We start from the raw sequence: 24613 nt of genomic DNA, 5'->3' as shown, positions 1-24613 counted from the left end.
CTTGACAATGCCACAGGCCGCCCAAATAATTCAACCAATAAACAAATCCCAGATGTTGCGTGGAGGTAACCGTGTCGGTCCAACCCACCCGTGAAGACAAGTTCTCCTTCGGCCTGTGGACCATCGGTTGGCAGGCTCAGGACGCCTTCGGCTCGGCCACCCGCCCGGCGCTCGACCCGGTCGAGGCGGTGCACAAGCTGGCCGAGCTCGGCGCGTACGGCCTGACGTTCCACGACGACGACCTGGTGCCGTTCGGCTCCGACGCCCAGACCCGCGACGGCATCGTCGCCGGCTTCAAGAAGGCGCTCGACGAGACCGGCATCGTCGTCCCGATGGTCACCACCAACACCTTCAGCCACCCGGTGTTCAAGGACGGCGCGTTCACCAGCAACGACCGCTCGGTCCGGCGGTACGCGCTGCGCAAGGTCCTGCGCCAGGTCGACTTCGCCGCCGAGCTGGGCGCCGAGACGTTCGTGCTCTGGGGCGGCCGCGAGGGCGCCGAGTACGACGCGGCCAAGGACATCAACGCCGCCCTCGACCGCTACCGCGAGGGCCTCAACCTCGTCGCGCAGTACTCCGAGGACAAGGGCTACGGCCTGCGCTTCGCCATCGAGCCCAAGCCCAACGAGCCCCGCGGCGACATCCTGCTGCCGACCCTCGGCCACGCGATCGCGTTCACCTACGAGCTCGAGCGCCCCGAGCTGTTCGGCATCAACCCCGAGGTCGGCCACGAGCAGATGTCGAACCTCAACTTCACCCAGGGCATCGCCCAGGCCCTGTGGCAGAAGAAGCTCTTCCACATCGACCTCAACGGCCAGCACAGCGTCAAGTTCGACCAGGACCTGGTCTTCGGCCACGGCGACCTGCTCAACGCGTTCTCGCTGGTCGACCTGCTGGAGAACGGCCCGATCGGCGGCGGCCCCAAGTACGACGGCCCCCGGCACTTCGACTACAAGCCGTCACGCACCGAGGACATCAACGGCGTGTGGGACTCGGCCGCCGCCAACATGCGGATGTATCTGCTGCTCAAGGAGCGCGCTCAGGAGTTCCGGGCCGCGCCGGCCGTGCAGGAGGCGCTGCGCGCCAGCAAGGTGCTCGAGCTCGAGACGCCGACGCTCAACCCCGGCGAGACCTACCAGGACCTGCTCAACGACAAGAGCGCCTGGGAGGAGTTCGACGTCGACGCGGCCGGTGCGCAGGGCTACGGTTTCGTGAAGCTGCACCAGCTGATGATCGACCACGTTCTCCGGGCCAACTGACCCTCCGTATAAGGGACGACATGACTCTCGTAGCCGGGATCGACAGCTCCACCCAGTCCTGCAAGGTGGTCATCCGTGACGCGGAGACCGGCAAGCTGATCCGGCAGGGCCGGGCCTCGCATCCGGACGGCACCGAGGTGCATCCGGACGCCTGGTGGGCCGCGCTGCAACAAGCGATCGAGCAGGCCGGCGGCCTGGACGACGTGGCCGCCGCCTCGGTGGCCGGCCAGCAGCACGGCATGGTGGTGCTCGACGAGAACGGCGAAGTGGTCCGCCCGGCGCTGCTGTGGAACGACACCCGCAGCGCCGGCGCGGCCGCCGACCTGATCTCCGAGCTCGGCGGCGGCGACAAGTGGGCCGACGCGGTCGGCATCGTGCCGGTCGCCAGCTTCACCCTGACCAAACTGCGCTGGCTCGCCCGCAACGAGCCGGAGAACGCGGCGAGAGTGGCTGCGGTGTGCCTGCCGCACGACTGGCTGACCTGGAAGCTCTCCGGGTCGACGGACATCGGCGCGATCAGGACCGACCGCAGCGACGCCAGCGGCACGCTCTACTGGTCGGCCAAGACCAACGAGTACCGTCCCGACCTGCTCGAGCTCGGCTTCGGCCGGGTCATCGGAGTGCCCGAGGTGCTCGGCCCCACCGGCATCGCGGGCCGGCTGCCCAACGGCGCCCCGCTCGGCCCCGGCGCCGGCGACAACGCCGCGGCCGCGTTCGGCACGGGCGCCGGCACCGGCGACGTCATCGTCTCGATCGGCACGTCCGGCACGGTCTTCGTCTCCTCCGACGTGTCGCCCAACGACCCGACCGGCACGGTGGCCGGGTTCGCCGACACCACCGGCCGCTTCCTGCCGATCGTCGTGACGCTGAACGCGGCCCGCGTGCTCGACGCCGCGACCAAGCTGCTCGGCGTCGACCACGACAAGCTGTCCCAGCTCGCGCTGGGCGCCCCGGCCGGCGCCGACGGCCTCGTCCTCATTCCGTACCTGGAGGGCGAGCGCACGCCGAACCGCCCCGACGCCACCGGCGCCATCCACGGCCTCACGCTCAAGACCTCCGACCCGGCGCACCTGGCCCGGGCCGCCGTCGAGGGCATGCTGTGCGCGCTCGCCGACGGCCTGGACGCGCTGGTCGCCAACGGCGCCACGGCCAACCGCATCGTGCTGGTCGGCGGCGGGGCCCGCAGCGAGGCGGTCCGGCGCATCGCCCCCGAGCTGTTCGGGCTGCCGGTGCTGGTGCCCCCGCCGGGTGAGTACGTCGCGGACGGCGCCGCCCGTCAGGCCGCCTGGGTCGCCCGCGGTGGCGCGGAGCCCCCGGTGTGGTCGGCCGAGCAGCCCGAGACGTACGAGGCCACGCCGGTGCCGCTGATCCGCGAGCAGTACGCCGCGGCCAGAGACGCGGTCATCGACCGCCCCCGCTAACCTTTCCGGGTGACCAGGGGAGGAACCGCCCACCGCGCCTACAGCGTGGTGGTGTTCGTGGTCCTCGCCTCGCTCGACAACGTCGCGATCGGGCTGGTGCCGCCGCTCTACGGCAGCATCGGCGACGCGTTCGGGGTGGGTGAGGGCCACATCGCGCTCGCCACCACGATCATGTTCCTGATCAGCGCGATCGCGGCCATCGGCTTCGCGTACGCCGGGGATCGCACCGACCGCAAGCCGGTGCTCGTCCTCGGCACGCTGATCTGGATCGCGGGCACGATCTGGTCCGGTTTCTCGGGCAGCTACCCCAGCTTTCTGACCAGTCAGGTGATCGCCGCGTTCGGTCTCGGCGCCGTCGCCTCGGTCAGCTTCGCCGTGGTCAGCGATCTGATCTCACCCAAGCGGCGCGGGCTCGTGATGAGCTTCTGGGGCCTCTCGCAGGGGGTCGGCACGCTCGCCGGCACCCTGGTCGGCGGGCTGATCGGCCACGACGACTGGCGCCGGCCGTTCATGATCACCGCGATCGCCGGCGGCGTGGCCACGGTGGCCTACCTGTTCACCTACAACGTGCCCCGCGGCGACTCGCAGCCCGAGCTGGCAGGGGTCGACTACGACGAGCGCATCCACCACGACCACCTGCCGCTCATCCTGCGCCGGCGCACCAACATCTGGCTGATCCTGCAGGGGAGCACCGCGCAGATCGCCCTGGGCTCGCTGGTCTGGCTGCCCGTGCTGTTCCGCTCCCGCGCCGAGGATCAGGGCTACACGGCCGGCACGGCGATCGTGATCGGCAGCGTGTTCGCCACGCTCTTCCAGGCCGGCGGCGCCCTGTCCATCCTGGGCGGCCTCGTCGGCGACCGCTTGCAACGCCGTACGCCCCGGGGCCGGGCCCTGGTCGCGGCGGTCGGGGTCGTGGCCGCCGTGCCGTTCTACATCGTGCTGTTCTTCGTGCCGATGCGCATCGACGTGCCCGACGGCGCGGCCACGGGCGGGGTCGTCTCGGCGGTGCTGGCCGACGTCTTCACCGAGCCCACCGTCGGCCTGTGCCTGGCCGTCGCGGTCTTCGCGCTCATGCTCACGTCGGCCAACTCGCCCAACTGGTTCGCCCTGATCGCCGACGTCAACCCGCCCGAGCACCGCGGCACCGTCTACAGCCTGGGCAACCTGGTCAACGGTTTCGGCCGGGCGGGCGGCAACATCATGGTCGCGGCGGCCTTCCGCGGGCTGGCCGGCGCCTTCCCGCCCCCGCTCAACTACGCGGTCGGGCTGGCCGCCTTCCAGCTCTTCTGGCTGCCCACCGGCGTCATGTTCTGGCTGGCCAGCAGGACGGTCGCGCGCGACATGGCAGACACGCACGCCGCCCTGCTGAGCCGGGCCGCCGCGCTAGAGGGCCGCCCAGACGGTGACGTCGGTGGGGACCCGCCCGTCGTCGTCGAGGGGCTCGCTGCTCAGCAGGACCCGGGCGCCGGCCGGTAGCGCCACCGCGTCGGCCCCGAAGTTCGTCACCACGAGCACGTCGCCGTTGCGGAAGGCGAACGCGCCGTCCTGCCAGGTCACGCCGCCGCGGCCCAGGCCGTGCTCACGCCGCAGGCCCAGGGCGGTCCGATAGAGCTCCCACGTCGAGCCGGCCACCCCTTGCTGCCGGTCGAGCGCGAACTCGGCCCAGGTCGCCGGCTGGGGCAGCCAGGACGCGTCGGCCGGGCCGAACCCGTACGACGGGGCGTCGGCCTCCCACGGCAGCGGCACCCGGCAGCCGTCGCGGCCCCGTTCCGCATGCCCCGAGCGCTCCCAGGCCGGGTCCTCCCGGAACTCGTCGGGCATCGTGGTGTGCTCGGGCAGCCCCAGCTCCTCGCCCTGATAGAGGTAGGCCGAGCCGGGCAGCGCGAGCATCAGCAGCGTGGCCGCCCGCGCCCGGCGCAGGCCGAGCGCGGCGTCGGGCTGCGGGTCGCCGGCGCCGATGCCGGGCATGCGCGGGGTGCCGACCGGGAAGCCGAGCCGGCTGGCGTGCCGCACGACGTCGTGGTTCGACAGCACCCAGGTGGTGGGGGCGCCGACGGCGTCGTTGGCCGCGAGCGATTCGTCGATGACCGAGCGCAGCGCCGCCGGTGTCCACTGAGCTTCCAGGTACGGGAAGTTGAACGCCTGGTGCATCTCGTCGGGGCGCACGTATCGGGCCAACCGGCTCGCCGGGGCCACCCACGCCTCGGCCACCAGGATGCGGCCGCCGGGATACTGGTCGAGCACCTGCCGCCACGACTGGTAGATCTCGTGGACGCCCTCCTGGTCCCACATCGGCGGGGGCGGGCCGGCCGGGTCGAGGCCACCCAGGATCGTGCTGGCGGTGGTCCAGTCGGTCAGGTTCTTGTCCTTGACCAGCCCGTGGGCGACGTCGACCCGGAAACCGTCGACGCCGCGGTCGAGCCAGAACCGCAGCACGGCCAGGAACTCCTCCCGCACCTCGGGGTTGTCCCAGTTGAGGTCGGGCTGGCTGACGTCGAACAGGTGCAGATACCACTGCCCGTCCGGGGTCCGCTCCCAGGCGCTGCCGCCGAAGACGCTCTGCCACGAGTTCGGCGGCTCGTCGCCGTCGCGGAAGATGTAACGCTCCCGCTCGGGGCTGCCCGGCCCGGCCGCGAGGGCGGCCTGGAACCACGCGTGCTCGCTGGAGGTGTGGTTGGGCACCAGGTCGACGATGATCTTCAGACCCAGGTTGTGGGCCTCCGCGATCAGCTTGTCGGCGTCGCCCAGGTCGCCGAAGCGCGGGTCGACCCCGCGGTAGTCGGCCACGTCGTAGCCCGCGTCGTGCTGGGGCGACGGATAGAACGGAGAGAGCCAGACGGCGTCGACGCCGAGCTCCCGCAGGTGGGGCAGGCGGCCGGTGATGCCGGGCAGGTCGCCCATCCCGTCCCCGTCGCTGTCGGCGAAGGAGCGGGGATAGACCTGGTAGATGACGGCGTCGCGCCACCATTCGTCGTTCTGGACCATGCCCGTAAGGCTAGTCATCGAGGATGGCGGCGAATCGCTCCTCGGCCAGGTCGAGCTGATCCATGATGTGGTCCTTGGCCGCGATCGACAGCGGGGTGTCCGGCCGTCCCACCAGCTCACGCAGCTTCGGCACGAGCGGGCGATACTTCGTGGCGGCCCGGACGGCCTTGTCGAGCGTGGTGTGCACCACCCCCACGCCGTTGTCGGTGAAGTCCGAGACCTTGATCACCCGGGCCCACGGGTCGCGCTCCAGGCTGGCCGCCACGTGCGCCCGATACTGCTCGTGGCGGTCGCGCAGGGGGTCGTACTCCGGGTTGGTGACCGAGTGGACGAGCTCGGCCACCCGGGCGCCGAATCGGCGGGCCAGCTCGGCGATGGCCGCGTCGGTCAGCTCGGCGTGGGTGCCCGAGGCCAGGCCGGCCAGCTCGCCCGGGTGATCCTCCACGGCGTCGTGCAGCAGGGCCGCGGTCAGCACGTCCACATCCCGTACGCCGTAATACTTGATGATGCGGATGGCCACCCGGAGCAGGTGGTTGAGGTAGGGCTCGCGGACCCGGCGGTCGTCGGCGTGCAGCCGGGCCGCCAGGTCGAGCGCCTCGGTCAGCTGCTCCCGCTCGGGCTCGGGAAACGTCTCGAGCTCGAGCAGCAACCGCTCGCGGAGGCCGGCCTCGCCGTACACCTCGGTGATCGCGTGCAGCGGCATCGACAGCAGCATCCGTGGCGCCATGCGCAGAACGTACCGGAGCCTCAGCTGTTGGTGGGCGTACGCATCGGAACCGGGCGAGGCGAGGGCCGGCGCGCGGCGGTCGCGGCCGCCGTGGCCTGCTTGAGCGACCATGGATTGCCGCCCGGCTCGGCGTGCGCCCCGCGCCTCGGGGTGCCGGCCCCGTTGGTGAACTCCTCCTCGGTCATCGCCTGCAGCGCGCTGAGCGCCACCCCGACGATCGTCGCCGCCGTGATCAGGGTGATCGGCACGATCATGGTGAGCGGCCGCAGCCCCGACACCTGGCCCGGCAGGCCCGGGTCGAGATGCACCGACATGGCCGCCATCCCGGTGTAGTGCATGCCGCAGACCGCGATCGCCATGATCGCCGCGGCCCCGCTGATCGGCGCCCAGCCGCGCACCGAGACGGTGAACCACAGCGCGACCGTGGAGGCCACGACGGCGATCACGGCCGAGGCGGCCACCAGCGTGAGGTCGTAGCGCATCTGGCCCGAGACGTGCATGCCGCGCATGCCGGTGTAGTGCATGGCGAGCACGCCGCCGCCGGTCAGCACGCCGGCCGCGACCACCTTGGGCGGGGTGCGCCGCCCGTGCCCGACGATCAGCAGGCCGGCCCCGACCGCCACGACGGCCAGCACCAGGCTGCCCACGGTCATCGGCACGTCGAAGCGCACCGGGCTGGCCGGCACCTCGAAGCCGAGCATGGCCGCGAAGTGCATGAGCCAGATCGCGCCGCCCCCGATCGCGAACGCGCCGATCAGCAGCCAGCGGTTGCGGCGGCTACGAGTACGCGCACCCCGGGCCCGGGCCGTGCTCAGCAACCCGAAGAAGGACCCCAGGAAGGCGAGCAGGAAGGCGGCGATCGGGTTGAAGACGCCGTACGTGAAGTGATGGACCTCGGCCACCGGCACTCCTCGCGGAAGAAGATCGACGGGTTTCCGCGAGTGATTCAGTCAGCGATCCGGATCGGTTCATCGCACCGCGAGTGCGGCAGACCGGACAAACGGAACCGGGCCACCCGTTGGAGGGTGACCCGGTTCTCTTTTCGTGGGGGATGGTTGCGGGATGCGAGGCGCCGATCAGGTGAAGATGCTGACGCCGCCGGGGCCCACCAGGAGGCCGACGATGATCAGCACGATGCCCCAGAGCAGCTGCCGCCGGAAGAGCGCGAGGATACCGGCGACCACCAGGATGACTGCGAGAATCCAAAGGATTAGGTCCATGCAGATCGGATACCCGGTGCGTGAAAATCGGAAACCTGGTTATCGAGCGGTCGCAAGTGTGGCATCGACCTCATCGGACAACAGCTGGTAGACGTTGTACGCCTGCTTGATCACCGGGTGCGCGACGTTGCGGACGGGCACCCCGCCGGGCGTACGGCCGCGCTCGGAGCCGTGGTGCGCGTGCCCGTGCAGGGCGAGCGCCGTCGGGGCCGCGTCGATGGCCCGGCCGAGCTGATAGCTCCCGAGGAACGCGTAGATCTCCAGCGGCTCGCCGACCAGCGTCTCGGGCACCGGGGCGTAGTGGGTGAGCGCCACCAGGGCGTCACACTCCACAGAATTCAAAGCGTTTTCCAGTACGGTCGCGAAGCGCTCGGTGGTGCCGACGAAGTCCTTCATCTCGCGTTCGCCGAAGTTGCTCGCGCAGGCCCCGGCGAACCCGCCGCCGAAGCCCTTGGTGCCGGCGATGCCGAGCCGGTGCCCGCGGATCTCGAGCACGGTCGCGGCACCCTCCAGCACGGTGATCCCGGCGTCGGTCAGCACCTCGGTGACCTGCTCCTGCTGGTCGCTCTGGTGGTCGTGGTTGCCCAGCACGACCACCACCGGCACGGCCAGCCCGCCGAACTCCTTGGCGAAGCAGCGGGCCTCCTCCGGGGTGCCGTGCCGGGTCAGGTCGCCGGCCACCAGCAGCGCGTCGGCCTGGTCGGGCAGTTCCTCCAGGGCGGGCCGGTAACGGCCCACCACGTCCTTGTCCACGTGGACGTCGCCCACGGCGGCGATCCGGATCATGAAATCTCCTCCACCTCGCTGGGCGCCTGCGCCCGGGTGATCCCGATGTCGCACGTGATCTGCACGTCCGGGAAGTGGGTGGAGATCTGCTTGCAGATCTCGTCACGGCGCTGCGCGCTCTCCACCTCGCCGCCGAGCACGATCAGGTGATCGCGGCGTTGCACGGTGATGCCCTGCTCGGCTATCCGGTCGTGCTCGGTGAGCAGGCGCTGGATCTCGGCCTCGAGATCGGTGTCGGTCGTCATCCCCAACCCCTCCTGTCAGCTTGTGAGGGCTTCCTCGTCGTCCGGGAACGGCACGACGTCCAGCCGGTCCAGGAGGATCAGGAAGGCCTCGGCGTACGGTGATTTCTCGGTCTCGCGGCGCACGCGGGGCCAGTCGATGAGCTCCCGCAGCGAGCGGGCCACCGGCAGTCCGGTGGCGAAGTCGCAGTAGTGCTGGCTGTAGCTGAGGAGCTTGTGCACCATCAGCTGGGTCGCCGACAGCACCGGCATGAAGATCGCCTCGACGGAGATCTGCTCGGTGTCGTTCAAGGTGTCGTCGGTGACCGGGGTCTCGACGGGCCGATAGATGAGGTCGACCATCCGGTCCTCGTCGTAGACCTTGACCAGCCAGTCCTCCGGCGGCTGCTCGGTGCGGAACCCGACCTTGGCCAGCTCGGCCAGCGCCTGCTCCTTGTCCTGCTCGCGCAGCAGGAAGTCGACGTCGTGGTCGCTGGAGTGGCCGCCGTGCGCGTAGACCGCGAAACTGCCGCCGAGCGCGAACGGTATGCCGGCGCCCTTCAAGGTCGAGGCGACCTTTTTGAGCGTGCCGGCCAGGCCCTCGTCCACCCGGTGCGGCATGGTGATTCCCCCTGTCGACGTGTGCGGTTGTGTGTCGGATACGACTACCCGGGCCGTCTCTCGTTGAATCGCCAGCCATGCGAGTCACCGGACAAAACCCCATTTTGGTACGCCGGCGGGGCCGCCGCCGGAGAACGGCGCGTGCGCCCTCCAGTTACCGTTGGTTGGCATGACCCCTCGGACGATCGCGCTGGTCGGCATGGACGGCTCGGGCAAGACGACCCAGGCGCACCGCCTGGCCGACGAGCTGCGCGCCGCGGGTGTGAACGCCTCCTACCGGCGCAACGCGGGCGGCCGGCACTGGTTCGGCCGGGTCGCCGTGCGGCTCGGCCGTGCGGACGCCGACGACCTGCTCGGCCGGCGCACGATGCTCTTCGTCGAGGCGGTGCTGCGCTGGCTGGCCATCCTGCGCACCCTGCTGCGCCGCGCGTTCACCGGCGGCACCGTGGTGATGGACCGCTACGCGTACTGCCAGTACGCGAGCCTGCGGGCCCGCGGGGCGAAACCGGCCGCCGAGCGCCGCGCCCGCCTGGCCTACCGTTTCTTCCCCCGCCCCGACGTGACGTTCCTGCTCGACGTCACGCCCGAGGTCGCGCACGACCGCATCGAGGCCCGCGGCTACGACAGCGAGACGATGGACTATCTCGCCTCGGCCCGCGCCGCCTATCACTCGCTGCCCGAGCTCGCCGGCTTCGTCGTGATCGACGCCAACGGCACGCCCGACGAGGTCTCCGCGGCCATCCACACCGAGCTCGCCCGGCGCGGCATGCCGGCCCCGGGCCGTTCGGTCCGCGGCATGATCCTGGCCGGTGGCCCGCTCGTCGCCGCCCTGGCCGTGGCCGGCTATCAGCTCGCGGAGGCGCTCTGAGGGCCCGAGGCCTAAGCCCGGCCGTAGACGGGGATCTGGGCGCCGCTGGTGGGTGCTGAGGCGTCGGACGCCAGGAAGAGGATCGTGGGCGCGATCTCGTCGGGCCGCACCCACTTGGCGAAGTCGGCGTCGGGCATCGCGGCCCGGTTGGCCGGGGTGTCGATCACGCTGGGCAGCACAGTGTTGCAGCGCACGTTGCGCGACCTGTACTCCAGGGCGACCGAGGCGGCGAAGGCGAGCACGGCGGCCTTGGAGATCGCGTACGCCGAGCCGCCGGGGAAGGGCGCCACCGCCGTACGGGAAGAGAGGCAGACGATGCTGCCGCCGCCCGCGTCGACGAGGTGGGGCAGGGCCGCCTGAGTGACCAGATAGGTCGGGCGGAGATTGGCGGCGAGCTGCGCCTCGAGGCCCGCATAGGGCGCGTCGGCGATCAGCGGGCCGCTCGCGAACCCGCCGACGAGGTTGATCACGGCCCGCAGCGGGGATCCGGGGCTGCCGGCGGCCACGGCGGTGGACACGGCAGTGGTGACCTCGGTCTCATCCGTCAGGTCGGCGACCACCGGCACGGCGCCCTTGGGCAGCTTGTCGACCGATCCCGCCCGTACGGGGGTGACCACGCGCCAGCCGTCGGCGACGAACGCCTCGACCACGGCGACCCCCAAGCCACCCGTGCCGCCCGTGATCAAAGCTGTGCGCCCGTTCTGCATGCCGCCCATCGTGCCTCTCCCGAGATCGCCGGCACTGTGTTGTTCGTCACCTCGCCCAGCGGATGGCGCGGCGGCTCCGAACCGTTGTCAGAGGGGCGTCACCCAGTCGATGGTCACCCGGGCGGGCTAGTGAACTGCGCCGCCACGTGCCGCATTGTGGCAGGTGGTCCCGTTCGGTGCAGTGCGGGATCTTTTTGCTGACAGCTTTTGTTTCAAGCCCGTCCTGAAGCTGTCGATCCAGCCCGTGAACCTGGCGCGCCCAAGGAACGTACTGGGTGGTGACGGACGTCCCAAGGTCATTGGTGATGGACGTCGCTGTGAGGGACGAGGGGCCGATGGTGTCATGAGAGTTGCAACGGGTATGCCTCTGTCAGTGCTGCCACCAGTGGCCGTACGACCGAATGCCGGGGCGCGGGAGCTCGCTAGTACGGAAGCCCTGTACAGGAAGTATGCACGCGGCTCTCAGCTAGCCCCCAGACATTCGTGACACTTTCGACTCACCAGCCGGAATCAGTGCAGGCAGCCATTTGTTGTGTAGATGCCAGTAACCGCAATGTGCGAACTGCGGACGTTACGGGGAGGAACTGATGGATACAGGTATCACCCGTAACGGGGTTAGTAGTGATGGCAATGAGGGGACCGTGGGCAACGTGGAGAAGAACACCGTGATGCGGACCGATCAGGTCGCCGAAGAGCGTGACCTTGTCGGCGTCTACCTGCACGAGATCTCCCGGACGCCACTGCTGGACGCCGCACGGGAGGTCGAGCTCTCCAAGGCAATCGAGGCGGGCCTCTATGCCGAGCACCTGCTCGACAGCGGCGAGGTCCGGCGTGGAGTGAGCCGGGAAGAGCTCGAGCGACTGGTGTCCGAGGGCCAGAAGGCCAAGGACCTGTTCATCCGGGCCAACCTCCGGCTGGTCGTGTCGATCGCCCGGCGCTACGTGCGCTCCGGCATGCCGATGCTCGACCTGATCCAGGAGGGCAACACCGGCCTGGTCCGCGCCGTCGAGAAGTTCGACTACGAGCGCGGCTACAAGTTCTCGACGTACGCCACGTGGTGGGTCCGCCAGGCGATCAGCCGGGCCATCGCCCAGCAGGAGCGCACGGTGCGACTGCCCGTGCACCTGGTCGAGGACGTCAACCGGATGCGCAACGTGACCCGCCAGCTCGTCCGTGAGCTGGGCGGCGACCCCGAGCCCGAGCAGGTCGCGGCCGCCCTCGGAGTGACCGTCGAGCGCGTCAACGAGCTCACCCGCTGGGCGCAGGACACTGTCTCCCTCGACACCCCGGTCGGCGACGACGGCGACACCAACCTCGGCGACCTGGTGGCCGACAGCGACGCCCCCTCCCCGGAGGAGATCGTGCTGACCGCGCTGGAGCGTCAGCGCATCGAGGGTCTGCTCAACCACCTCGACGACCGGTCGGCCGGCATCATGCGGGCCCGCTACGGCCTCGAGGACGGTCGCGAGCACTCGCTGACCGAGGTGGCCTCCCGCTTCTCGCTGAGCCGCGAGCGGATCCGCCAGCTCGAGATCCAGGCGCTCGGCCGGCTGCGCGAGCTGGCCCGGGCCGAGGGCCTGCAGGCCGCCTGACGTTCCCCGCTTCACCCCCCGTTACTCACAGACGCGAAAGGCCGGTACCCAGTCGGGTACCGGCCTTCTCCGTGCGCGGGAACTAGACGACTCGTCCGAACCCGTACGGGGTCATGATGTTGATCGTGCGTTTCTTGACCACCGTGCCGGAGTGCGGCGCGTCGATGATCTGACCGCCGCCGACGTAGATCGCCACGTGCCCGAGGCTGCGATAGAACACCAGGTCGCCCGGCTGCAGGTCGTCCCGGCTGATGCGTTTCGTCTCGCTCCACTGCGACTTCGTCTGGTGGGTCAGAGACTTGCCGGCCGCCCGCCACGCCGCCGAGGTCAGGCCGGAGCAGTCGAAGCTGCCCGGACCGTCCGCGCCGAACAGGTACGGCTTGCCGATCTGGTTGTAGGCGAACGTGACCGCGAGGCCGGCCTTGCCGGAGATCTGCGGGATCGGGCCGTCGTAGCTGCCGCCCGTCTCCTGCGGCTGGCCGTACGCGGCCTCCCGCATGGCGAACAGCTTCTTGAGGTCCTTCTGGATCGCCGTCTTCTGCGTCGTGAGCGCCTTCAGCTGGCCGTTCTGCTTGTTTTGGGTCGCCTTGAGGGCGGCCTGACGCTCGCTGAAGTTCTGCGTCGCCTCGGTGAACGTGTCGATGTCACGCTGGTTGGACCGGGTCAGCATGTCGAGGTAGCCCATGCGGTCCATCAGGCCGTCCTGTGTGCCCGAGAGCAGCGCGCTCATCGGCCCGACGCGGCCCTGCTTGTAGGACGTGCTCGCCAGGTTGCCCACCTGGGCGCTCGCGGCCTTCAGCGCGGCCTGGGCCGGAGCCAGGGACGCCTGGAGCTTCTTCTGGTCGTCCTGGGTCTTCTTCAGGTTGACGCGCATCGCGTTGTACTGCTCGGTGACGTCCTCGAGCTTGTTGGACGCCTCCTCGATCTGCTTCTTGAGCTCCGTGGCGGACGGGGCCGCTTGCGCGGGCGTCACGAAGGAGCCGGTGATCGCGGCAGCCATCGCCGCGACGACGAGGACCCGAAGCCTCGTACGGGGGTGGGGCACCGGTCAGTGGCCTTTCTTCCGCCTGGCCGCCTACCGGGTTAGCTGACGGGCTCGGGAGGAAGATGCCCCTACCGCGCGGACGCGGATTAGCCCCGGAAACTTGGTTCCCCGGTTCTTGTCGCCGTGTCGGGGGACGCGGCTGGGATTCGGCAGCGTTGGCCGGCGCCACCGAGGGGAGTGGCTGCGGACCGAACCAACCGGATTAACCTATCGGCGAAAGATTCAAATGCAAGGGGTCACAGAGTGATTTAAGGCAATGGACCACTTTGTGTGAATGATCCCCATAACAGCTAGTAATTCGACGGCAGCAATGCGTCGAAGTCGGCTGTCAAACTGGACTTTTCACCGATTCCTCGGCCGGGACCCATTCCCGGGTGACCTTACGCTCGGCCCAGAACGACAGGAACGGGATCGTGCCCGAGAGCATCACCAGCAGCATCCGGCCGAAGGGCCAGTGCGCGCGGCGGGACAGGTCGAACGTGGCGACCAGATAGACCATGAACAGGAAGCCGTGCGCCGGGCCGACCGCGGCCACCACGACCGGATTGTCGGCCAGGTATTTCAGCGGCATGCCGACCACGACCAGCGCGAGCAGGCAGACGCCGACGATCCACGCGATGATCCGGTATCGGGTCAGAGCACCCTGCACGTTCGTGTTTCCTATCCGGGATAGTCGCTCGGGCGGGCGCCGGGGTTGGCGTTGAGCCAGGCGAGATAGTCGTTGTAAGCCGTGAGCTCGGGATCGTCCTCGGCCGAGGCGGAGTTGGTGGCCACGCGCACCGGCCGGCCGACCGTAACAGCCGAACCTGGGAGCCTCTCCGCCTGCTCTTCGGCGGGCTTTTCGGCCAGGCCCTTCTTGCGGGCCAGTTGCACCTCGCGCCACCACAGGAAAACGACGAAGGCCGCGAACACCGGCCACTCGAACATGTAGCCCCAGCTGATCGAATTGCCCTCCTGGGCGCGGCTGAACTGCCACCAGCCCAGCACCAGGCAGCCGGAGGCGAGAACCACTGCCAGGACGTGCCGGGCGATCCACGCCGGAGTCCACAGGCCCTTCATGGCCACCAAGCGTACCGGCGGGGTTTGCTGGTCGTCAGCACGGGCAACCCGAGGAGGCGTTGTGACCCGAAACGAGAACGAGGTGCGTGATGACTGACGCCCGTGGTGACGCCCCGCTGATGGAGACCGGCATCGACCCGGCCACCCTCGGCGACGACGACCTCTTCCGAGAGCTCGCCAGCCTCTACCGCGCCCGCCTGGCCACGCTCCGGCACGGCCCGGACGCGGCGCTGGACAACCACTTCAAGCGCACCGCCGAGCTGGAGACCGAATACATCACCCGCTACCCCGGCCGCGAGGTCGACCCGAGCCGGCTCACCCAGGACTTCTGACAGCTGTTCTCATCTCGTCACGGTGGGCCCTCGGGCTCCAGGCCGCCCCAGCCGTCCGGGCTCTCCGGCTCGGCGTCGTCGTCCTGATCGGCCGTCACGTCCTTGTCGACAGCCGTGTCGCTGTGCTCGCCGGCGAAGTCCTCTTGCTCGTCCGGGTCCCCGATCGGTTCCATGCGGCTTCCTCTCTCAGACATCCAGAGCGCGGAGCGCCTCGGCCGCCTCGTCCTGGGCGTACTCGCCCTCCGGCAGCGCGTCGACGCGGGTCAGGGCCAGGGCCGGCAGGCCGGTCGCGACCGCCCGGCGCTGCAGGTCGGCGCTGCTCAGCCGTTCCTGGCCGTCGAAGGCGTCGTCCAGGAAGGCGTCCAGCTCACGAATCTCATCAGTCACGGCTGTCCGGCTACCCGGCCGTGGAGTGCCGAAACTCTGTGGTCGACGTCACATTTTCTAACGGAATCGTGGCCGGGGGCCGACCGTTGATGACAGATGTCGGTGTGCCTAGTGTCCCCGGGCCTCACCCATTGCCTTCACGGAATACCGTTCGGCTGGAGCCGTGTTGAGCCACTCGCCGCGAGGCGACCTGCACACCGACATCGGCGCCGCTCTCGGGTTCACCCGGGGGCGGCGTTTCCATGTCGCTCTCTCGGCTTCGGGGTTTTTTCGGCGCTCACGGCTTCGGGGTTTCCAAGGCGCTCACTCTGGGTAGTTGATCTCCATGACTGACGATCGGATTGAGCAGCGGGCGGCCGAACTGCTTCCCGAGGAGCAGGCGGCCGGCGGCAGCGCGGACCCGCAAGCCCAGGCCGAGGCGATCCTCGCGGAGTCCGACGAGCGGGAGGCCGACCCGGGCGCCGCGCCGGACTCGTTCCTGGAGCGTCGCCGCTCCGACCAGACGGTCGAAACCACCCGGTAGGGGCACAAGACTTACGTGATCGTCAATGGTCGTGGCAGGATGCCCCGCGTGTCTGCCCCATATCGCCGGTTTTCGCCGCCGGATCGTGGTCCCGCCCGAGTAGTGACCCGTCCCCGGCGCACCCGCTCCATGACCGTGCCCGCCGCCGGTCCGCACCCGGTGGAGCTGGCCGGCCTGCTCCACGAGCTCACGGCGAGCCTGCTCTCGGCCGAGAGCTTCCCGCAGGCGCTCGAACGGCTGGCCGCCCACGCCGCCGCCGCGGTGCCGGGCGCCGTACGGTGCTCGATCGTCCTGATCGGCGAGGGCGGTCCGCTCACCCACGTCGGCCACGGACCGGCCGGCGCGGCGGTCGACGAGATCCAGTACGCCGCGGGCACGACCGGGCCGGGCCTCGAAGCCGCCCGCACGCGCTCGACGGTCACCGTGCCCGACCTGGCCACCGACGCCCGCTGGCCCGACCTGGCCGCGGCCGCCCGCGCCGAGGACGTGCACGCGGTGGCCGCGATCCCGCTCGACCTGCCCCGGGCCGACGTCGGCGCGCTGAGCCTGTATTTCGACACCACCGGGGCGCCCGGCGCCGACCACCTGCTGACCGCGCTGGCCCTGGCCAACCAGGCCGAGCTGCTGCTCGACGAGCTGCGCCGCCGGGACGCCCTGAGCTCCGGGGCCACGGTCGACCGGGCCATCGGCGTGATCATCGCCCAGCGCGGCTGCGGCGTGCAGGAGGCCTACACCGTGCTGCGCGACACGGCCCAGCGCCTCGGCCTGGACCGCCACGTCGTGGCCGACCGCCTGATCACCGTGGCCGCCCGCAACGCCTGACCGCCGCCGCCTGACCCGCCGCTGGGCCGCCCGCGACGCCTGACCCGCCGCTGGGCTGCCCGCGACGCCTGACCCATCGCCGGGCTGCCCGCGACGCCTGACCCGTCGCCGCTGCCTGGCCGTCAGTCGGTGGGCTTGTCGACGTGCTGGATCACCTCGAACTCGAGCAGGGACGCACTCGCCCCGACCGGGCGCGGCCGCTGCCCCTCCCCGGCGTGCGCGGCCCGGCCACTGCCGCTGGACCACGCCTGGAACGCCTCCTCCGACTCCCAGCGGGTGTAGACGAAGTAGCGCGTCTCGCCGGCCACGGGCCGCAACAGCTCGAACGCCAGGAAGCCCGGGGCCTGCTCGACCAGGCCCTTGCGAGCGGCGAACCGCTGCTCGAACTCGGCGCCGCCACCCTCGGGAACGTCAATCGCGTTGATCTTCACAACAGCCATTCCGCCAAGCTAGTGCCTCCCGGCCGCCACCCGTGCGGCCCGAGCCCCGCCCTGTGGACAACCCCACGCCCTGTGGAAAACCCCGGCTCGGGCTTGACAGGGGCGTACCGTCCTGGCATTTCCCTGGGTGGGCGGGGGAGGCGGTGGCTGCTCAGCGATCTTGGTGATTGCGGCAAATCGGGCGGGCATGAAAAAACGCCTGCGCCGTCACGGGGACGGCGCAGGCGTTTGGTGGGTGGTCGGTTACTGGGTTTGGTCCTTCGTGGCGGGGACCGGCTCGTCCTTGAGCGGGCCCGCGCCGACCTCGCCGGGGACGCCGTTGCTGTTCTCGGCGGCCAGGGCGTCGTCGGCCCGTTGCTGCTGGGCCGAGCGGAGGCTGAGCGGGATCTCGGGGAGGAACAGCACCACGATCAGGCCGACGATCATCACGGCCAGGGCCAGCAGGAAGACGACCTGGATGCCGTCGGAGAAGCCGACCTTGAACGGGTGCGCCACGGCGTCGCTCAGCGTGTTCAGGAATGAGGTGTCGCTGAGGTCGCCGCCGCCCTGGATCTGCTGGAGCTTCTGTGCCTGGGAGGGGTCGGACTGCAGCGCCTGCTGGAATTCGGGGGTGCCCTGCGCGCTCTGGTAGGCGCCACCGATCTTGCTGGGGAGCACGTTGAAGAGCACGGACAGGAAGATCGCGGTGCCGAGCGTGCCGCCCATCGAGCGGAAGAACGTGACCGAACTGGTCGCCACGCCGATCTCGCGCGGGGACACGGCGTTCTGCACGGCGGTGATCATCGGCTGCATGTTGCCGCCCAGGCCGAGGCCCATCAGCACCATGATCAGCATGACGCGCCAGAGCGGGGTGTCGGCGCCGATCGTGGCGAACAGGCCCAGCGCGGCCACCATCAGGGTGCTCCCGATGATCGGGAAGATGCGGTAACGACCCGTACGGGCAATGAGCTGGCCGCTTATGATCGAGCCGGACATGATGCCGAAGACGAACGGGATCATCTGCAGGCCCGCCATGGTGGCCGTGGAGCCCTTGACGATCTGCAGGTAGAGCGGGACGGTCATCAGGCCGCCGAACATCGCCATGCCCAGGATCGTGCTCGAGGTGGCGCCGACGGCGATGGTGCGGTTGCGGAACAGGCGCAAAGGCAGCAGAGCCTCATGCCCGTACGCCCGTTCGGCGAACACGAACGCAGCCAGCCCGATCGCGCCGATGACGTAGCAGCCGATCGCGCGCGGCGAGTCCCACCCCCAGGCGCGGCCCTGCTCGGCGATGGTCAGCAGCGGCACCAGCCCGACGATCAGGGCGACGGCGCCGGGCCAGTCGATGCGGTGGTCGACGCGCTGGTGCGGCAGGTGCAGCACGCGGGCGACGACGACCATGGCGGCGATGCCGATCGGGACGTTCAGGTAGAACACCCAGCGCCAGCCGTCGACCCACAGGATGTGGTCGGCGCCGGCGAAGAAGCCGCCCAGGATCGGGCCGAGCACGCTGGCGGTGCCGAAGACGGCCAGGAAGTAGCCCTGATATTTGGCCCGCTCCCGGGGCGGCACGATGTCGCCGATGATGGCGAGGGCCAGCGACATCAGGCCGCCGGCGCCGATGCCCTGGATGGCCCGGAACGCGGCCAGCTCGTACATGTTCTGCGAGAGGCCGCAGAGGAACGAGCCGACGACGAAGATGCCGATCGCGAACAGGAAGAACGGCCGCCTGCCGTAAATGTCGGAGAGCTTGCCGTAGAGCGGTGTCGAGATCGTCGACGTGATCAGGAAGGCCGTCGTGGCCCAGGCCTGGATGTTGAAGCCGTTCAGGTCGTCCGCGATGGTGCGGGTCGCCGTGGCCATGATCGTCTGGTCGAGGGCGGCCAGGAACATGCCCATCATGAGACCGCCGAGGATCGTGAGGATCTGGCGGTGGGTGAATTCCGTGGACGCCTTGGCGGGCGGCGCGGTGGGGTTGGAGGTGCTCACGCGTTCTCCCGTGGTGTGGCGAGTTGAGCCTCGACCGAGCTGTTGAATTCTGCGAAGAGATCGACGAAGGCGGCGATCCGGTCGGCCGGCCAGTCGGCGAGCGCCTCGCGCAGCCAGGCCTGGCGGGCCTGCTGGAGCCGCTCGACGGCAGCCACGCCGGCCTCGGTGATCGCGAGCCGTGAGGCCCGGCCGTCGACCGGGTCGGCCTCGCGGCGGGCGAGACCGGCCTTGACCAGTTGCGCGACCTGGCGGCTGACCGTGGACGGGTCGGCCTGCTTGATCTCGGCGAGATCGGTGGCCCGGAGCGGGCCCCGGAACCGCAGCGGGAACAGCAACATCAGTGCCGAGAACTCGGCCCCGAGGTCGCCGACATTCAGCATGCTCTTGGCCCGCGCGACGACACGGGCGAACCGCATAAGTTCGTCGGACAACTGCGGGATGGTGTCCTGAATGTCACATTCGTGCACGATCTGCCGTTCCGTGGGTCCGGGTGAAGATGCGTGCACCGTACAACTTCTTGGGTGGTGAACGCATTAGCGCATGCGCCAGACTCCTGTGACGAGCGTCTCGGCTTCCTCGAGGGCGGCCGGTACGGGCACGGCGTATTCGGCGATCCGCTCGAAGAGCCGTTCGGGGAAATACCCCCGTCCGGGGTCGCCAACCAGGACTTCGGCCGCGTCTCGGCGGGCCGCCCGCAGGCGCTGGGTCATCTCGGCGGCGACGGTAGGGGTATAGAAGACGTCGCCGGCCAGCAGCACCTCGGGTCGCTCGATCGAGTGACTCAGCGTGACCCCGTTGGCGGCGGCGTTGTACGCGGCCTGGGCGACCGCGCGCGGGTCGAGATCGCTCGCGCCGACCTCGGCCGCGCCGGCCCGGGCGGCGGCGATGGCGGCGATGCCGCTGCCGGTGGCCAGGTCGAGGACGCGGCGGCTGGCGACCGTCTCCGGATGATCGAGCAGAAATCGGGCCAGGGCCTGGCCGCCCGCCCAGACGAAGGCCCAGAACGGGGGCGGCTCGTCGCTGCGGAACTCGCCGCCGGCCGAGTCGAACAGCCCGGCCGAGTCGGCGGCCAGATGCAGGGAGAGCTCGGGGGCCAGGGGCACCTTGCGGAGTCGCGTCGTGGGCTGCGGCACGCCGCGATTCTGCGCCCGCCGGGCCGCTCGCGCGCGCTAATTGACCTGCGTCACATCGGCGAGCTTGGTGCGATACGCGTCGCGGGCCTCGGCGGCCCACGGGAGGTCCTCCTCCTCGAGCAGCGGACGGCACGCCACGAAGGAGGCGGCGGTCAGCGGCTTGACCCGGCGTTCGGCGGGACGGCCGAGGGCGGCGGTGATCAGCTCGTCGAAGCGCGCGACGTCGATGCGGACGCGGTCGGGGTCGAGCGACCAGCGGCCGTCGCGGCGGCGCACCACGGAGTCGCGCGGCCTCGTGCCCGGCTCCAGGTGATCGCGCAGGACCGACATGTCGCTTTCGACGCTCTTCTTCTTTTCTCCCAGCACGCCGGCCAGCTCCGAGGTGGACATTTCGCCCCGCAGCGCAAGCAGGGCCAGGATGCGGCGCGGGTGGTCGCCGCCGAAGTCGGTGCCGGCCAGCAGGACGCCCCTGGTCCGGACCTCGACCCGGCCGAAAAGCTGGATGTCGAACATGTTTCGGAACTCTGCTGGTGAGAGGGTAAAACCAGCAAGCCCCAATGCGGGGGGTGACCTCACCCGAAAGATTGGTTATAGCGGCCGCTCGGCCTCATCCGATCATCGGGCGTACCGCCGGATCGGATCCGGGCCGGTGCACCACCCGCCTGTTGGTACGGCAAAGATGAGTGCGGGTACTCCTTAGACTTCCACGGGTCGGATCGGGGAAAGGTGGCGCATGACTAACGGCGATGCGATCAGCGTGCTCGTCGTCGACGGCCACCAGACGTTTGCCGAGCTGCTCGGACACGCTTTGGCCGGCCAGCCCGACCTGGAGTACGTGGGGCACGCGCTCACCGGTGCGGAGGCCCTCCGGCTGGCCGCCGAGCTGCGTCCCAACGTCATCCTGCTCGACCCCGATTTGTCCGATGCGGACGGAATTGCGATCGCCGAGCTGCTCCGCGTGCGCCAGCCGGACACACGTGTGGTGATCCTCACTGCCAGCGATGAGTCGGCGCTCGTCGGGCGGGCCACCGCGGCCGGGGCGGCCGGCTTCCTGTCCAAGAACGGCGCGCTCGGTGACGTGCTGAACGCGTTGCGCACGGCCCACGGCGGCGGCATGACGGTCTCGACCGACATCCTGGCCCGGCTGCTGCGCAGCACCAGCCCGGTGGTCGGCCCGCGGGGCGGCGGCCTCACCGCGCGTGAGGACGAGGTGCTCCAGCTGATGGCGGCCGGTCTCGACGCGCGCGCCATCGCCCGGCGGCTCGGCATCAGCCTGCACACTTGCCGCGGCTACGTGAAGGCCGTGCTGGCCAAGCTGGGCGCGCACAGCCAGCTCGAGGCGGTCGCGATCGCCACCCGGCGTGGCCTGGTGCGGCCCGGCCGGCAGTAACGGTAAGTAGTTCCCCTCGGTACTCATCCGGGAAGACATGAAATCCGTACCTGTTCGTGGGGATGGGCTGCCGCACCGCGGCGCCGATCTAGGGATCAGGGGAAGGGCTTCACGTGGACCGGACAGCAGCTGACCGAGCAGCGGCTGGCGGAACACCGTCCGATGTGGCGGTGGCCGAGCCGTCGACTACGGGATCGCCAGGCGGCGGCTCCCGCGACACCATGTACCGGCGGCCGCCGGCCCGACCGACGGCTGACGACCCGCCGTGGTTCGGGTCGTCCGAGCCGTCATCGACAGGCGAGACCCCGGCGGTGAAGGCGCCGGATTACGGTCCGGCCACGCCGAGCGGGGGCAGCCGCATCTCGTTCGGCTTCACGTCGAGCCCGATCTCGCCGGTGCGTCACCCGGCGTCACCGACGTCGCCCGCCGCCCCGGCCGCGCCGGCGCCCGAGCCCGTCGAGCCACTGTCGCCGACCGGCCTGGGCGCGCCCGACCTGCCGGTGCGCCGCGCCTCGACGCACACGGGCGAGCAGCGCCGGGCGTCGACACACACAGGCGAGACGCACACGGGCGAACAACGCCGGGTGCCGACGCCCACGGGCGAGCAACGCCGGGTGCCGACGCCCACGGGCGAGCAGCGCCGGATGCCGACGCCCACGGGCGAGCAGCGCCGGGTCTCGACGCACACGGGGGAGCAGCGTCGCCTGTCCGACACGGGTGGTTTCGCAAGGGCCGATTCCAGCGAGTTCCGGCGCGTGATGGACGCGCGGGCCCTCGACGCCCACACGCTGGACCCGCGCCCGGCCGATCTGCGCGCCTCCGAGGGCCGCGGCGCCGACACCGGCGAGCTCCGGCGCTTCCTCGAGGCGAGCGACCGCCCGGCCGAGCCCGGCGAGCAGCGCGTGGCCGTGGCCGTGCCGCCGCCCCCGCGCCAGTCCCGCGCCGTCACGGTCGGCATCGTGCTGCTCAGCCTGGTCGTGCTGGTGGCGGGCGGCATCGTCGGCGTCGCCTACTTCACGGGCACCGACGACAAGCTCGACTCGGTGCTCCAGCTCGGCGCGGGCAACAAATCCGGCGACCGTACGGTCACCGCCCCGCTCGACAACCGCAACCAGGCCAGCTTCGAGCTGCTCGCGGCGACCAACCGGGTCAACGTGTCGATCGGCGAGCTGGGCGACGACCTCTACCGCATCTCCACGCCCGACGACTCCGGCATCCTGCCCGACCCGGTGATCAACGCCGACGACGTCAAGCTGCAGGTCACCAAGGACGGCGACGGCGGCACCAGCGGCGAGATCACCATCGTGCTGGCGGCCAAGGTGCGGTGGGCCCTGCGTTTCTCGGGTTATGCCGAGGAGCAGGCCATCAACCTCAGCGGCGGGCAGATCAGCGGGCTCGAGATGGTCGGCGGCATGCGGACGGCCCAGATCAGCCTGGCCCGCCCCACCGGCACCGTGCCGATCAAGGTCAACGGCGCGGTGGAGAAGCTGGTCGTGGCCTCGCCGACCGGCAGCCCGGTGCGGATCAAGGTCGGCGGCGGCGCTCAGACCGTCGTGGCCGGCAGCCGCACGATCAAGGACGTGGCCCCCGGCTCGACGCTCACCCCCAAGAACTGGGCGGTGCAGAACAGATACGACATCGGCGCCGGGGCCCCGATCACGACCCTGACCGTCGAGAACAGCTGACCCGCCCCGTACGGGAAAGGGCGCCCCCCACGCGGGAGGCGCCCTCTTTCGTGCCGAGGATCAGGACAGGACGCGCAACCGTACGGTCTGCTCCATCGCCCGCAGCCGCTCGAGCACCTCGTTGCTGAAGCCGCCGCCGATGTCGGTGATCAGGTAGCCGTATTCGCCGCGGGTGCTCAGCAGCTGACCCTCCACGTTGACGTGGTGCTCGGCCAGGATGCTGTTGACCTTGGCCAGCACGCCCGGGGTGTTGATGTGCACGTGGCCGATGCGGCTCTGGCCGGACTGCTCGGTCAGCGCGACGCCGGGCAGGTTGACGCTGAGGGTGGTGTTGCCTTCCTGCAGGAAGGCCCGCAGCTTGTTGGCAACGAAGTCACCGATGTCGGACTGCGCCTCCTCGGTCGAGCCGCCGATGTGCGGCGTGAGGATGACGTTGGGCAGGCCGCGCAGCTCGGAGACGAACTCGTCGCCCCGGCCCTTGGGCTCGGTCGGGAACACGTCGACCGCGGCGCCGGCCAGGTGACCGCTCTCGAGGGCCTCACGCAGGGCGACGTGGTCGACCACGATGCCGCGGGAGAGGTTGAGGAACAGGGCGCCCTCACGCATCCGCTTGAACTGCTCGGCGCCGAAGAAGCCGGCGTTGCCGGGGCGGCCGTCGACGTGCAGGGTCACGACGTCGCTGGTCTCGAGCAGCTCCTCGATCGTGGCGCAGCGGTGGGCGTTGCTCAGCGCGAGCTTGTCGGCCGTGTCGTAGAAGGACACGTACATGCCGAGGTTTTCGGCGAGCACGGACAGCTGGGTGCCGATGTTGCCATAGCCGATGATGCCGAGGCGGCGGCCGCGGATCTCGTGGGCGCCGTCGGCCGACTTGTCCCACACCCCGGCGTGCATGAGCGAGTTTTTCTCGGTGAGGCGGCGGGTCATCGAGATGATCTCGGCGATCGCCAGCTCGACGACCGAGCGGGTGTTGGAGAACGGCGCGTTGAACACGGCCACGCCGTTGGCCGAGGCGGCAGTGAGGTCGATCTGGTCGGTGCCGATGCAGAACGCGCCGATCGCGACGAGGCTGTCGGCGGCGTCGAGCACCTTGGCGGTGACCTTGGTCTTGGACCGGATGCCGAGCAGTTGGACGCCGGCGATGCGGGCGATCAGCTCGGACTCGTCGAGGGCGTTGCGAACGGACTCGACCTCGTAGCCCTCGGCCTCCAGCCGGGACACCGCGTCGGGATGGATGCTCTCCAACAGAAGGACTCGCACCTTGGCCTGGTCGCTCATCTTGATCCGATCCGTGTTCGAGTTTTGTGGCCGGTCCGGGCCGCCACGCCGAAGCCCGACCACCCAGCCTAGTGCCCTGACCTGCGCGCCCCGGAGCAGTGTGCTCGACCTCCCATCAGCGGCCCGCCCCGGTGCCGGCGCGCTGAG

Annotated in this window: 29 protein-coding genes and 1 riboswitch; of the genes, 10 read left to right on the top strand and 19 right to left on the bottom strand. The window is 70.2% G+C overall.

Going from position 1 to position 24613, the window contains the following annotated elements; genetic code table 11:
- The first annotated feature begins 71 nt into the window (after positions 1-71).
- From xylA to JKJ07_RS39590, 3 genes are read left to right on the top strand one after another with little or no spacing between them, the layout of a single operon-like run.
- Positions 72-1259, top strand: a complete 1188-nt coding sequence (gene xylA, locus JKJ07_RS39600; RefSeq protein WP_202997153.1) for a xylose isomerase — start codon at positions 72-74, stop codon at positions 1257-1259.
- 20 nt (positions 1260-1279) lie between these two features.
- Positions 1280-2680 carry a xylulokinase gene (xylB, locus tag JKJ07_RS39595; RefSeq protein WP_202997152.1) on the top strand — a complete coding sequence of 467 codons (1401 nt, stop codon included), beginning with the start codon at positions 1280-1282 and terminating at the stop codon, positions 2678-2680.
- Between the two features lie 9 nt (positions 2681-2689).
- Positions 2690-4156, top strand: coding sequence for an MFS transporter (locus JKJ07_RS39590; protein ID WP_202997151.1), 1467 nt, complete (start codon positions 2690-2692; stop codon positions 4154-4156).
- Here JKJ07_RS39590 and JKJ07_RS39585 read toward each other — a convergent pair.
- The 7 genes from JKJ07_RS39585 to JKJ07_RS39555 all read right to left on the bottom strand — a co-directional run bounded on the left by JKJ07_RS39585 (position 4064) and on the right by JKJ07_RS39555 (position 9240).
- Positions 4064-5665 carry a glycoside hydrolase family 13 protein gene (locus JKJ07_RS39585; RefSeq protein WP_202997150.1) on the bottom strand — a complete coding sequence of 534 codons (1602 nt, stop codon included), beginning with the start codon at positions 5663-5665 and terminating at the stop codon, positions 4064-4066. The genes JKJ07_RS39590 and JKJ07_RS39585 overlap by 93 nt on opposite strands.
- Before the next feature lie 10 nt (positions 5666-5675).
- Complete coding sequence (locus JKJ07_RS39580; RefSeq protein WP_202997149.1) at positions 5676-6392, bottom strand: HD domain-containing protein; 717 nt, start codon at positions 6390-6392, stop codon at positions 5676-5678.
- Between the two features lie 20 nt (positions 6393-6412).
- A complete protein-coding gene (locus JKJ07_RS39575) occupies positions 6413-7294 on the bottom strand; it encodes an MHYT domain-containing protein (RefSeq protein ID WP_202997148.1) in 882 nt (293 codons plus the stop codon).
- Positions 7295-7468: 174 nt separating this feature from the next.
- Positions 7469-7612 carry a GPGG-motif small membrane protein gene (locus JKJ07_RS39570; RefSeq protein ID WP_166661129.1) on the bottom strand — a complete coding sequence of 48 codons (144 nt, stop codon included), beginning with the start codon at positions 7610-7612 and terminating at the stop codon, positions 7469-7471.
- Positions 7613-7651: 39 nt separating this feature from the next.
- Positions 7652-8398, bottom strand: a complete 747-nt coding sequence (locus JKJ07_RS39565) for a metallophosphoesterase family protein (protein WP_202997147.1) — start codon at positions 8396-8398, stop codon at positions 7652-7654.
- The gene (locus JKJ07_RS39560) at positions 8395-8643 is read right to left on the bottom strand and encodes a hypothetical protein (RefSeq protein ID WP_202997146.1); all 249 of its coding nucleotides are present in this window, start codon (positions 8641-8643) and stop codon (positions 8395-8397) included. The genes JKJ07_RS39565 and JKJ07_RS39560 overlap by 4 nt, the downstream gene beginning before the upstream one ends.
- 15 nt (positions 8644-8658) lie before the next feature.
- The gene (locus tag JKJ07_RS39555) at positions 8659-9240 is read right to left on the bottom strand and encodes a nucleotidyltransferase (RefSeq protein ID WP_202997145.1); all 582 of its coding nucleotides are present in this window, start codon (positions 9238-9240) and stop codon (positions 8659-8661) included.
- 169 nt (positions 9241-9409) lie between these two features.
- Here JKJ07_RS39555 and JKJ07_RS39550 point away from each other — a divergent pair, with 169 nt between their 5' ends.
- Positions 9410-10108, top strand: coding sequence for a dTMP kinase (locus tag JKJ07_RS39550; RefSeq protein ID WP_202997144.1), 699 nt, complete (start codon positions 9410-9412; stop codon positions 10106-10108).
- An 11-nt stretch (positions 10109-10119) separates the two neighbouring features.
- On the opposite strand, the gene JKJ07_RS39545 is transcribed toward JKJ07_RS39550, so the two are convergent.
- Positions 10120-10815 carry an SDR family NAD(P)-dependent oxidoreductase gene (locus JKJ07_RS39545; RefSeq protein WP_202997143.1) on the bottom strand — a complete coding sequence of 232 codons (696 nt, stop codon included), beginning with the start codon at positions 10813-10815 and terminating at the stop codon, positions 10120-10122.
- Between the two features lie 587 nt (positions 10816-11402).
- On the opposite strand from JKJ07_RS39545, the gene JKJ07_RS39540 reads away from it, so the two are divergent.
- Positions 11403-12407, top strand: coding sequence for a sigma-70 family RNA polymerase sigma factor (locus JKJ07_RS39540; RefSeq protein ID WP_202997142.1), 1005 nt, complete (start codon positions 11403-11405; stop codon positions 12405-12407).
- 82 nt (positions 12408-12489) lie between these two features.
- Here JKJ07_RS39540 and JKJ07_RS39535 read toward each other — a convergent pair whose 3' ends face one another.
- The 3 genes from JKJ07_RS39535 to JKJ07_RS39525 all read right to left on the bottom strand — a co-directional run bounded on the left by JKJ07_RS39535 (position 12490) and on the right by JKJ07_RS39525 (position 14511).
- Entirely contained in the window at positions 12490-13407 is a 918-nt protein-coding gene (locus JKJ07_RS39535; protein ID WP_202997141.1) for a C40 family peptidase, read from the bottom strand.
- 57 nt (positions 13408-13464) lie between these two features.
- A riboswitch (cyclic di-AMP (ydaO/yuaA leader) is annotated at positions 13465-13614 on the bottom strand.
- 166 nt (positions 13615-13780) lie between these two features.
- Entirely contained in the window at positions 13781-14101 is a 321-nt protein-coding gene (locus tag JKJ07_RS39530; protein ID WP_202997140.1) for a DUF3817 domain-containing protein, read from the bottom strand.
- An 11-nt stretch (positions 14102-14112) separates the two neighbouring features.
- Entirely contained in the window at positions 14113-14511 is a 399-nt protein-coding gene (locus JKJ07_RS39525) for a hypothetical protein (protein WP_202997139.1), read from the bottom strand.
- Between the two features lie 89 nt (positions 14512-14600).
- Here JKJ07_RS39525 and JKJ07_RS39520 point away from each other — a divergent pair, with 89 nt between their 5' ends.
- Positions 14601-14843 (top strand): DUF6158 family protein, encoded by a 243-nt coding sequence (locus tag JKJ07_RS39520; RefSeq protein ID WP_202997138.1) that lies wholly within the window; start codon positions 14601-14603, stop codon positions 14841-14843.
- Between the two features lie 17 nt (positions 14844-14860).
- Here JKJ07_RS39520 and JKJ07_RS39515 read toward each other — a convergent pair whose 3' ends face one another.
- Together JKJ07_RS39515 and JKJ07_RS39510 are read right to left on the bottom strand one after the other, a co-directional pair.
- Positions 14861-15016 (bottom strand): hypothetical protein, encoded by a 156-nt coding sequence (locus JKJ07_RS39515; RefSeq protein ID WP_202997137.1) that lies wholly within the window; start codon positions 15014-15016, stop codon positions 14861-14863.
- A gap of 13 nt (positions 15017-15029) precedes the next feature.
- The gene (locus JKJ07_RS39510) at positions 15030-15230 is read right to left on the bottom strand and encodes a hypothetical protein (protein WP_202997136.1); all 201 of its coding nucleotides are present in this window, start codon (positions 15228-15230) and stop codon (positions 15030-15032) included.
- Between the two features lie 325 nt (positions 15231-15555).
- Here JKJ07_RS39510 and JKJ07_RS39505 point away from each other — a divergent pair, with 325 nt between their 5' ends.
- Complete coding sequence (locus JKJ07_RS39505; protein ID WP_202997135.1) at positions 15556-15753, top strand: hypothetical protein; 198 nt, start codon at positions 15556-15558, stop codon at positions 15751-15753.
- A 129-nt stretch (positions 15754-15882) separates the two neighbouring features.
- A complete protein-coding gene (locus tag JKJ07_RS39500) occupies positions 15883-16575 on the top strand; it encodes a GAF and ANTAR domain-containing protein (RefSeq protein WP_202997134.1) in 693 nt (230 codons plus the stop codon).
- A 122-nt stretch (positions 16576-16697) separates the two neighbouring features.
- Here JKJ07_RS39500 and JKJ07_RS39495 read toward each other — a convergent pair whose 3' ends face one another.
- From JKJ07_RS39495 to JKJ07_RS39475, 5 genes are all read right to left on the bottom strand, one after another.
- A complete protein-coding gene (locus tag JKJ07_RS39495) occupies positions 16698-17015 on the bottom strand; it encodes an antibiotic biosynthesis monooxygenase family protein (RefSeq protein WP_202997133.1) in 318 nt (105 codons plus the stop codon).
- Positions 17016-17258: 243 nt separating this feature from the next.
- A complete protein-coding gene (locus tag JKJ07_RS39490) occupies positions 17259-18983 on the bottom strand; it encodes an MDR family MFS transporter (RefSeq protein ID WP_202997132.1) in 1725 nt (574 codons plus the stop codon).
- On the bottom strand, positions 18980-19414 hold the full coding sequence (locus JKJ07_RS39485; protein ID WP_236030675.1) for a MarR family winged helix-turn-helix transcriptional regulator: 435 nt from the start codon (positions 19412-19414) through the stop codon (positions 18980-18982). Before JKJ07_RS39485 ends, JKJ07_RS39490 begins: the two co-directional genes overlap by 4 nt.
- 102 nt (positions 19415-19516) lie before the next feature.
- Positions 19517-20116 carry a class I SAM-dependent methyltransferase gene (locus tag JKJ07_RS39480; RefSeq protein WP_202997131.1) on the bottom strand — a complete coding sequence of 200 codons (600 nt, stop codon included), beginning with the start codon at positions 20114-20116 and terminating at the stop codon, positions 19517-19519.
- Between the two features lie 36 nt (positions 20117-20152).
- Complete coding sequence (locus JKJ07_RS39475) at positions 20153-20629, bottom strand: AfsR/SARP family transcriptional regulator (protein WP_202997130.1); 477 nt, start codon at positions 20627-20629, stop codon at positions 20153-20155.
- Between the two features lie 220 nt (positions 20630-20849).
- Here JKJ07_RS39475 and JKJ07_RS39470 point away from each other — a divergent pair, with 220 nt between their 5' ends.
- Both JKJ07_RS39470 and JKJ07_RS39465 read left to right on the top strand, forming a co-directional pair.
- On the top strand, positions 20850-21506 hold the full coding sequence (locus JKJ07_RS39470; RefSeq protein WP_202997129.1) for a response regulator: 657 nt from the start codon (positions 20850-20852) through the stop codon (positions 21504-21506).
- Positions 21507-21817: 311 nt separating this feature from the next.
- Positions 21818-23191, top strand: a complete 1374-nt coding sequence (locus JKJ07_RS39465; protein ID WP_202997128.1) for a hypothetical protein — start codon at positions 21818-21820, stop codon at positions 23189-23191.
- 60 nt (positions 23192-23251) lie between these two features.
- Here the strand turns inward: JKJ07_RS39465 and serA are convergent, their stop codons facing one another.
- Positions 23252-24466 (bottom strand): phosphoglycerate dehydrogenase, encoded by a 1215-nt coding sequence (serA, locus tag JKJ07_RS39460; protein ID WP_202997127.1) that lies wholly within the window; start codon positions 24464-24466, stop codon positions 23252-23254.
- Between the last annotated feature and the right edge of the window lie 147 nt (positions 24467-24613).

The organism is Paractinoplanes lichenicola, assembly GCF_016785085.1.
GTDB classification, from domain to species: domain Bacteria; phylum Actinomycetota; class Actinomycetes; order Mycobacteriales; family Micromonosporaceae; genus Actinoplanes; species Actinoplanes lichenicola.
This window is presented reverse-complemented; position numbering and strand designations above follow the sequence as displayed.

What these genes read in the sequence shown, in the direction of transcription:
- JKJ07_RS39500 (WP_202997134.1), top strand. Translation starts at nt 15,883, where the DNA reads ATGACCGTGCCCGCCGCCGGTCCGCACCCGGTGGAGCTGGCCGGCCTG.
- serA (WP_202997127.1), bottom strand. Translation starts at nt 24,466, where the DNA reads ATGAGCGACCAGGCCAAGGTGCGAGTCCTTCTGTTGGAGAGCATCCAT.
- JKJ07_RS39470 (WP_202997129.1), top strand. Translation starts at nt 20,850, where the DNA reads ATGACTAACGGCGATGCGATCAGCGTGCTCGTCGTCGACGGCCACCAG.
- JKJ07_RS39540 (WP_202997142.1), top strand. Translation starts at nt 11,403, where the DNA reads ATGGATACAGGTATCACCCGTAACGGGGTTAGTAGTGATGGCAATGAG.
- JKJ07_RS39475 (WP_202997130.1), bottom strand. Translation starts at nt 20,629, where the DNA reads ATGTTCGACATCCAGCTTTTCGGCCGGGTCGAGGTCCGGACCAGGGGC.
- JKJ07_RS39585 (WP_202997150.1), bottom strand. Translation starts at nt 5,665, where the DNA reads ATGGTCCAGAACGACGAATGGTGGCGCGACGCCGTCATCTACCAGGTC.
- JKJ07_RS39525 (WP_202997139.1), bottom strand. Translation starts at nt 14,511, where the DNA reads ATGAAGGGCCTGTGGACTCCGGCGTGGATCGCCCGGCACGTCCTGGCA.
- JKJ07_RS39505 (WP_202997135.1), top strand. Translation starts at nt 15,556, where the DNA reads ATGACTGACGATCGGATTGAGCAGCGGGCGGCCGAACTGCTTCCCGAG.
- JKJ07_RS39545 (WP_202997143.1), bottom strand. Translation starts at nt 10,815, where the DNA reads ATGCAGAACGGGCGCACAGCTTTGATCACGGGCGGCACGGGTGGCTTG.
- JKJ07_RS39570 (WP_166661129.1), bottom strand. Translation starts at nt 7,612, where the DNA reads ATGGACCTAATCCTTTGGATTCTCGCAGTCATCCTGGTGGTCGCCGGT.
- JKJ07_RS39550 (WP_202997144.1), top strand. Translation starts at nt 9,410, where the DNA reads ATGACCCCTCGGACGATCGCGCTGGTCGGCATGGACGGCTCGGGCAAG.
- JKJ07_RS39560 (WP_202997146.1), bottom strand. Translation starts at nt 8,643, where the DNA reads ATGACGACCGACACCGATCTCGAGGCCGAGATCCAGCGCCTGCTCACC.
- JKJ07_RS39515 (WP_202997137.1), bottom strand. Translation starts at nt 15,016, where the DNA reads ATGGAACCGATCGGGGACCCGGACGAGCAAGAGGACTTCGCCGGCGAG.
- JKJ07_RS39580 (WP_202997149.1), bottom strand. Translation starts at nt 6,392, where the DNA reads ATGGCGCCACGGATGCTGCTGTCGATGCCGCTGCACGCGATCACCGAG.
- JKJ07_RS39555 (WP_202997145.1), bottom strand. Translation starts at nt 9,240, where the DNA reads ATGCCGCACCGGGTGGACGAGGGCCTGGCCGGCACGCTCAAAAAGGTC.
- JKJ07_RS39535 (WP_202997141.1), bottom strand. Translation starts at nt 13,407, where the DNA reads ATGGCTGCCGCGATCACCGGCTCCTTCGTGACGCCCGCGCAAGCGGCC.
- JKJ07_RS39565 (WP_202997147.1), bottom strand. Translation starts at nt 8,398, where the DNA reads ATGATCCGGATCGCCGCCGTGGGCGACGTCCACGTGGACAAGGACGTG.
- JKJ07_RS39520 (WP_202997138.1), top strand. Translation starts at nt 14,601, where the DNA reads ATGACTGACGCCCGTGGTGACGCCCCGCTGATGGAGACCGGCATCGAC.
- JKJ07_RS39495 (WP_202997133.1), bottom strand. Translation starts at nt 17,015, where the DNA reads ATGGCTGTTGTGAAGATCAACGCGATTGACGTTCCCGAGGGTGGCGGC.
- xylB (WP_202997152.1), top strand. Translation starts at nt 1,280, where the DNA reads ATGACTCTCGTAGCCGGGATCGACAGCTCCACCCAGTCCTGCAAGGTG.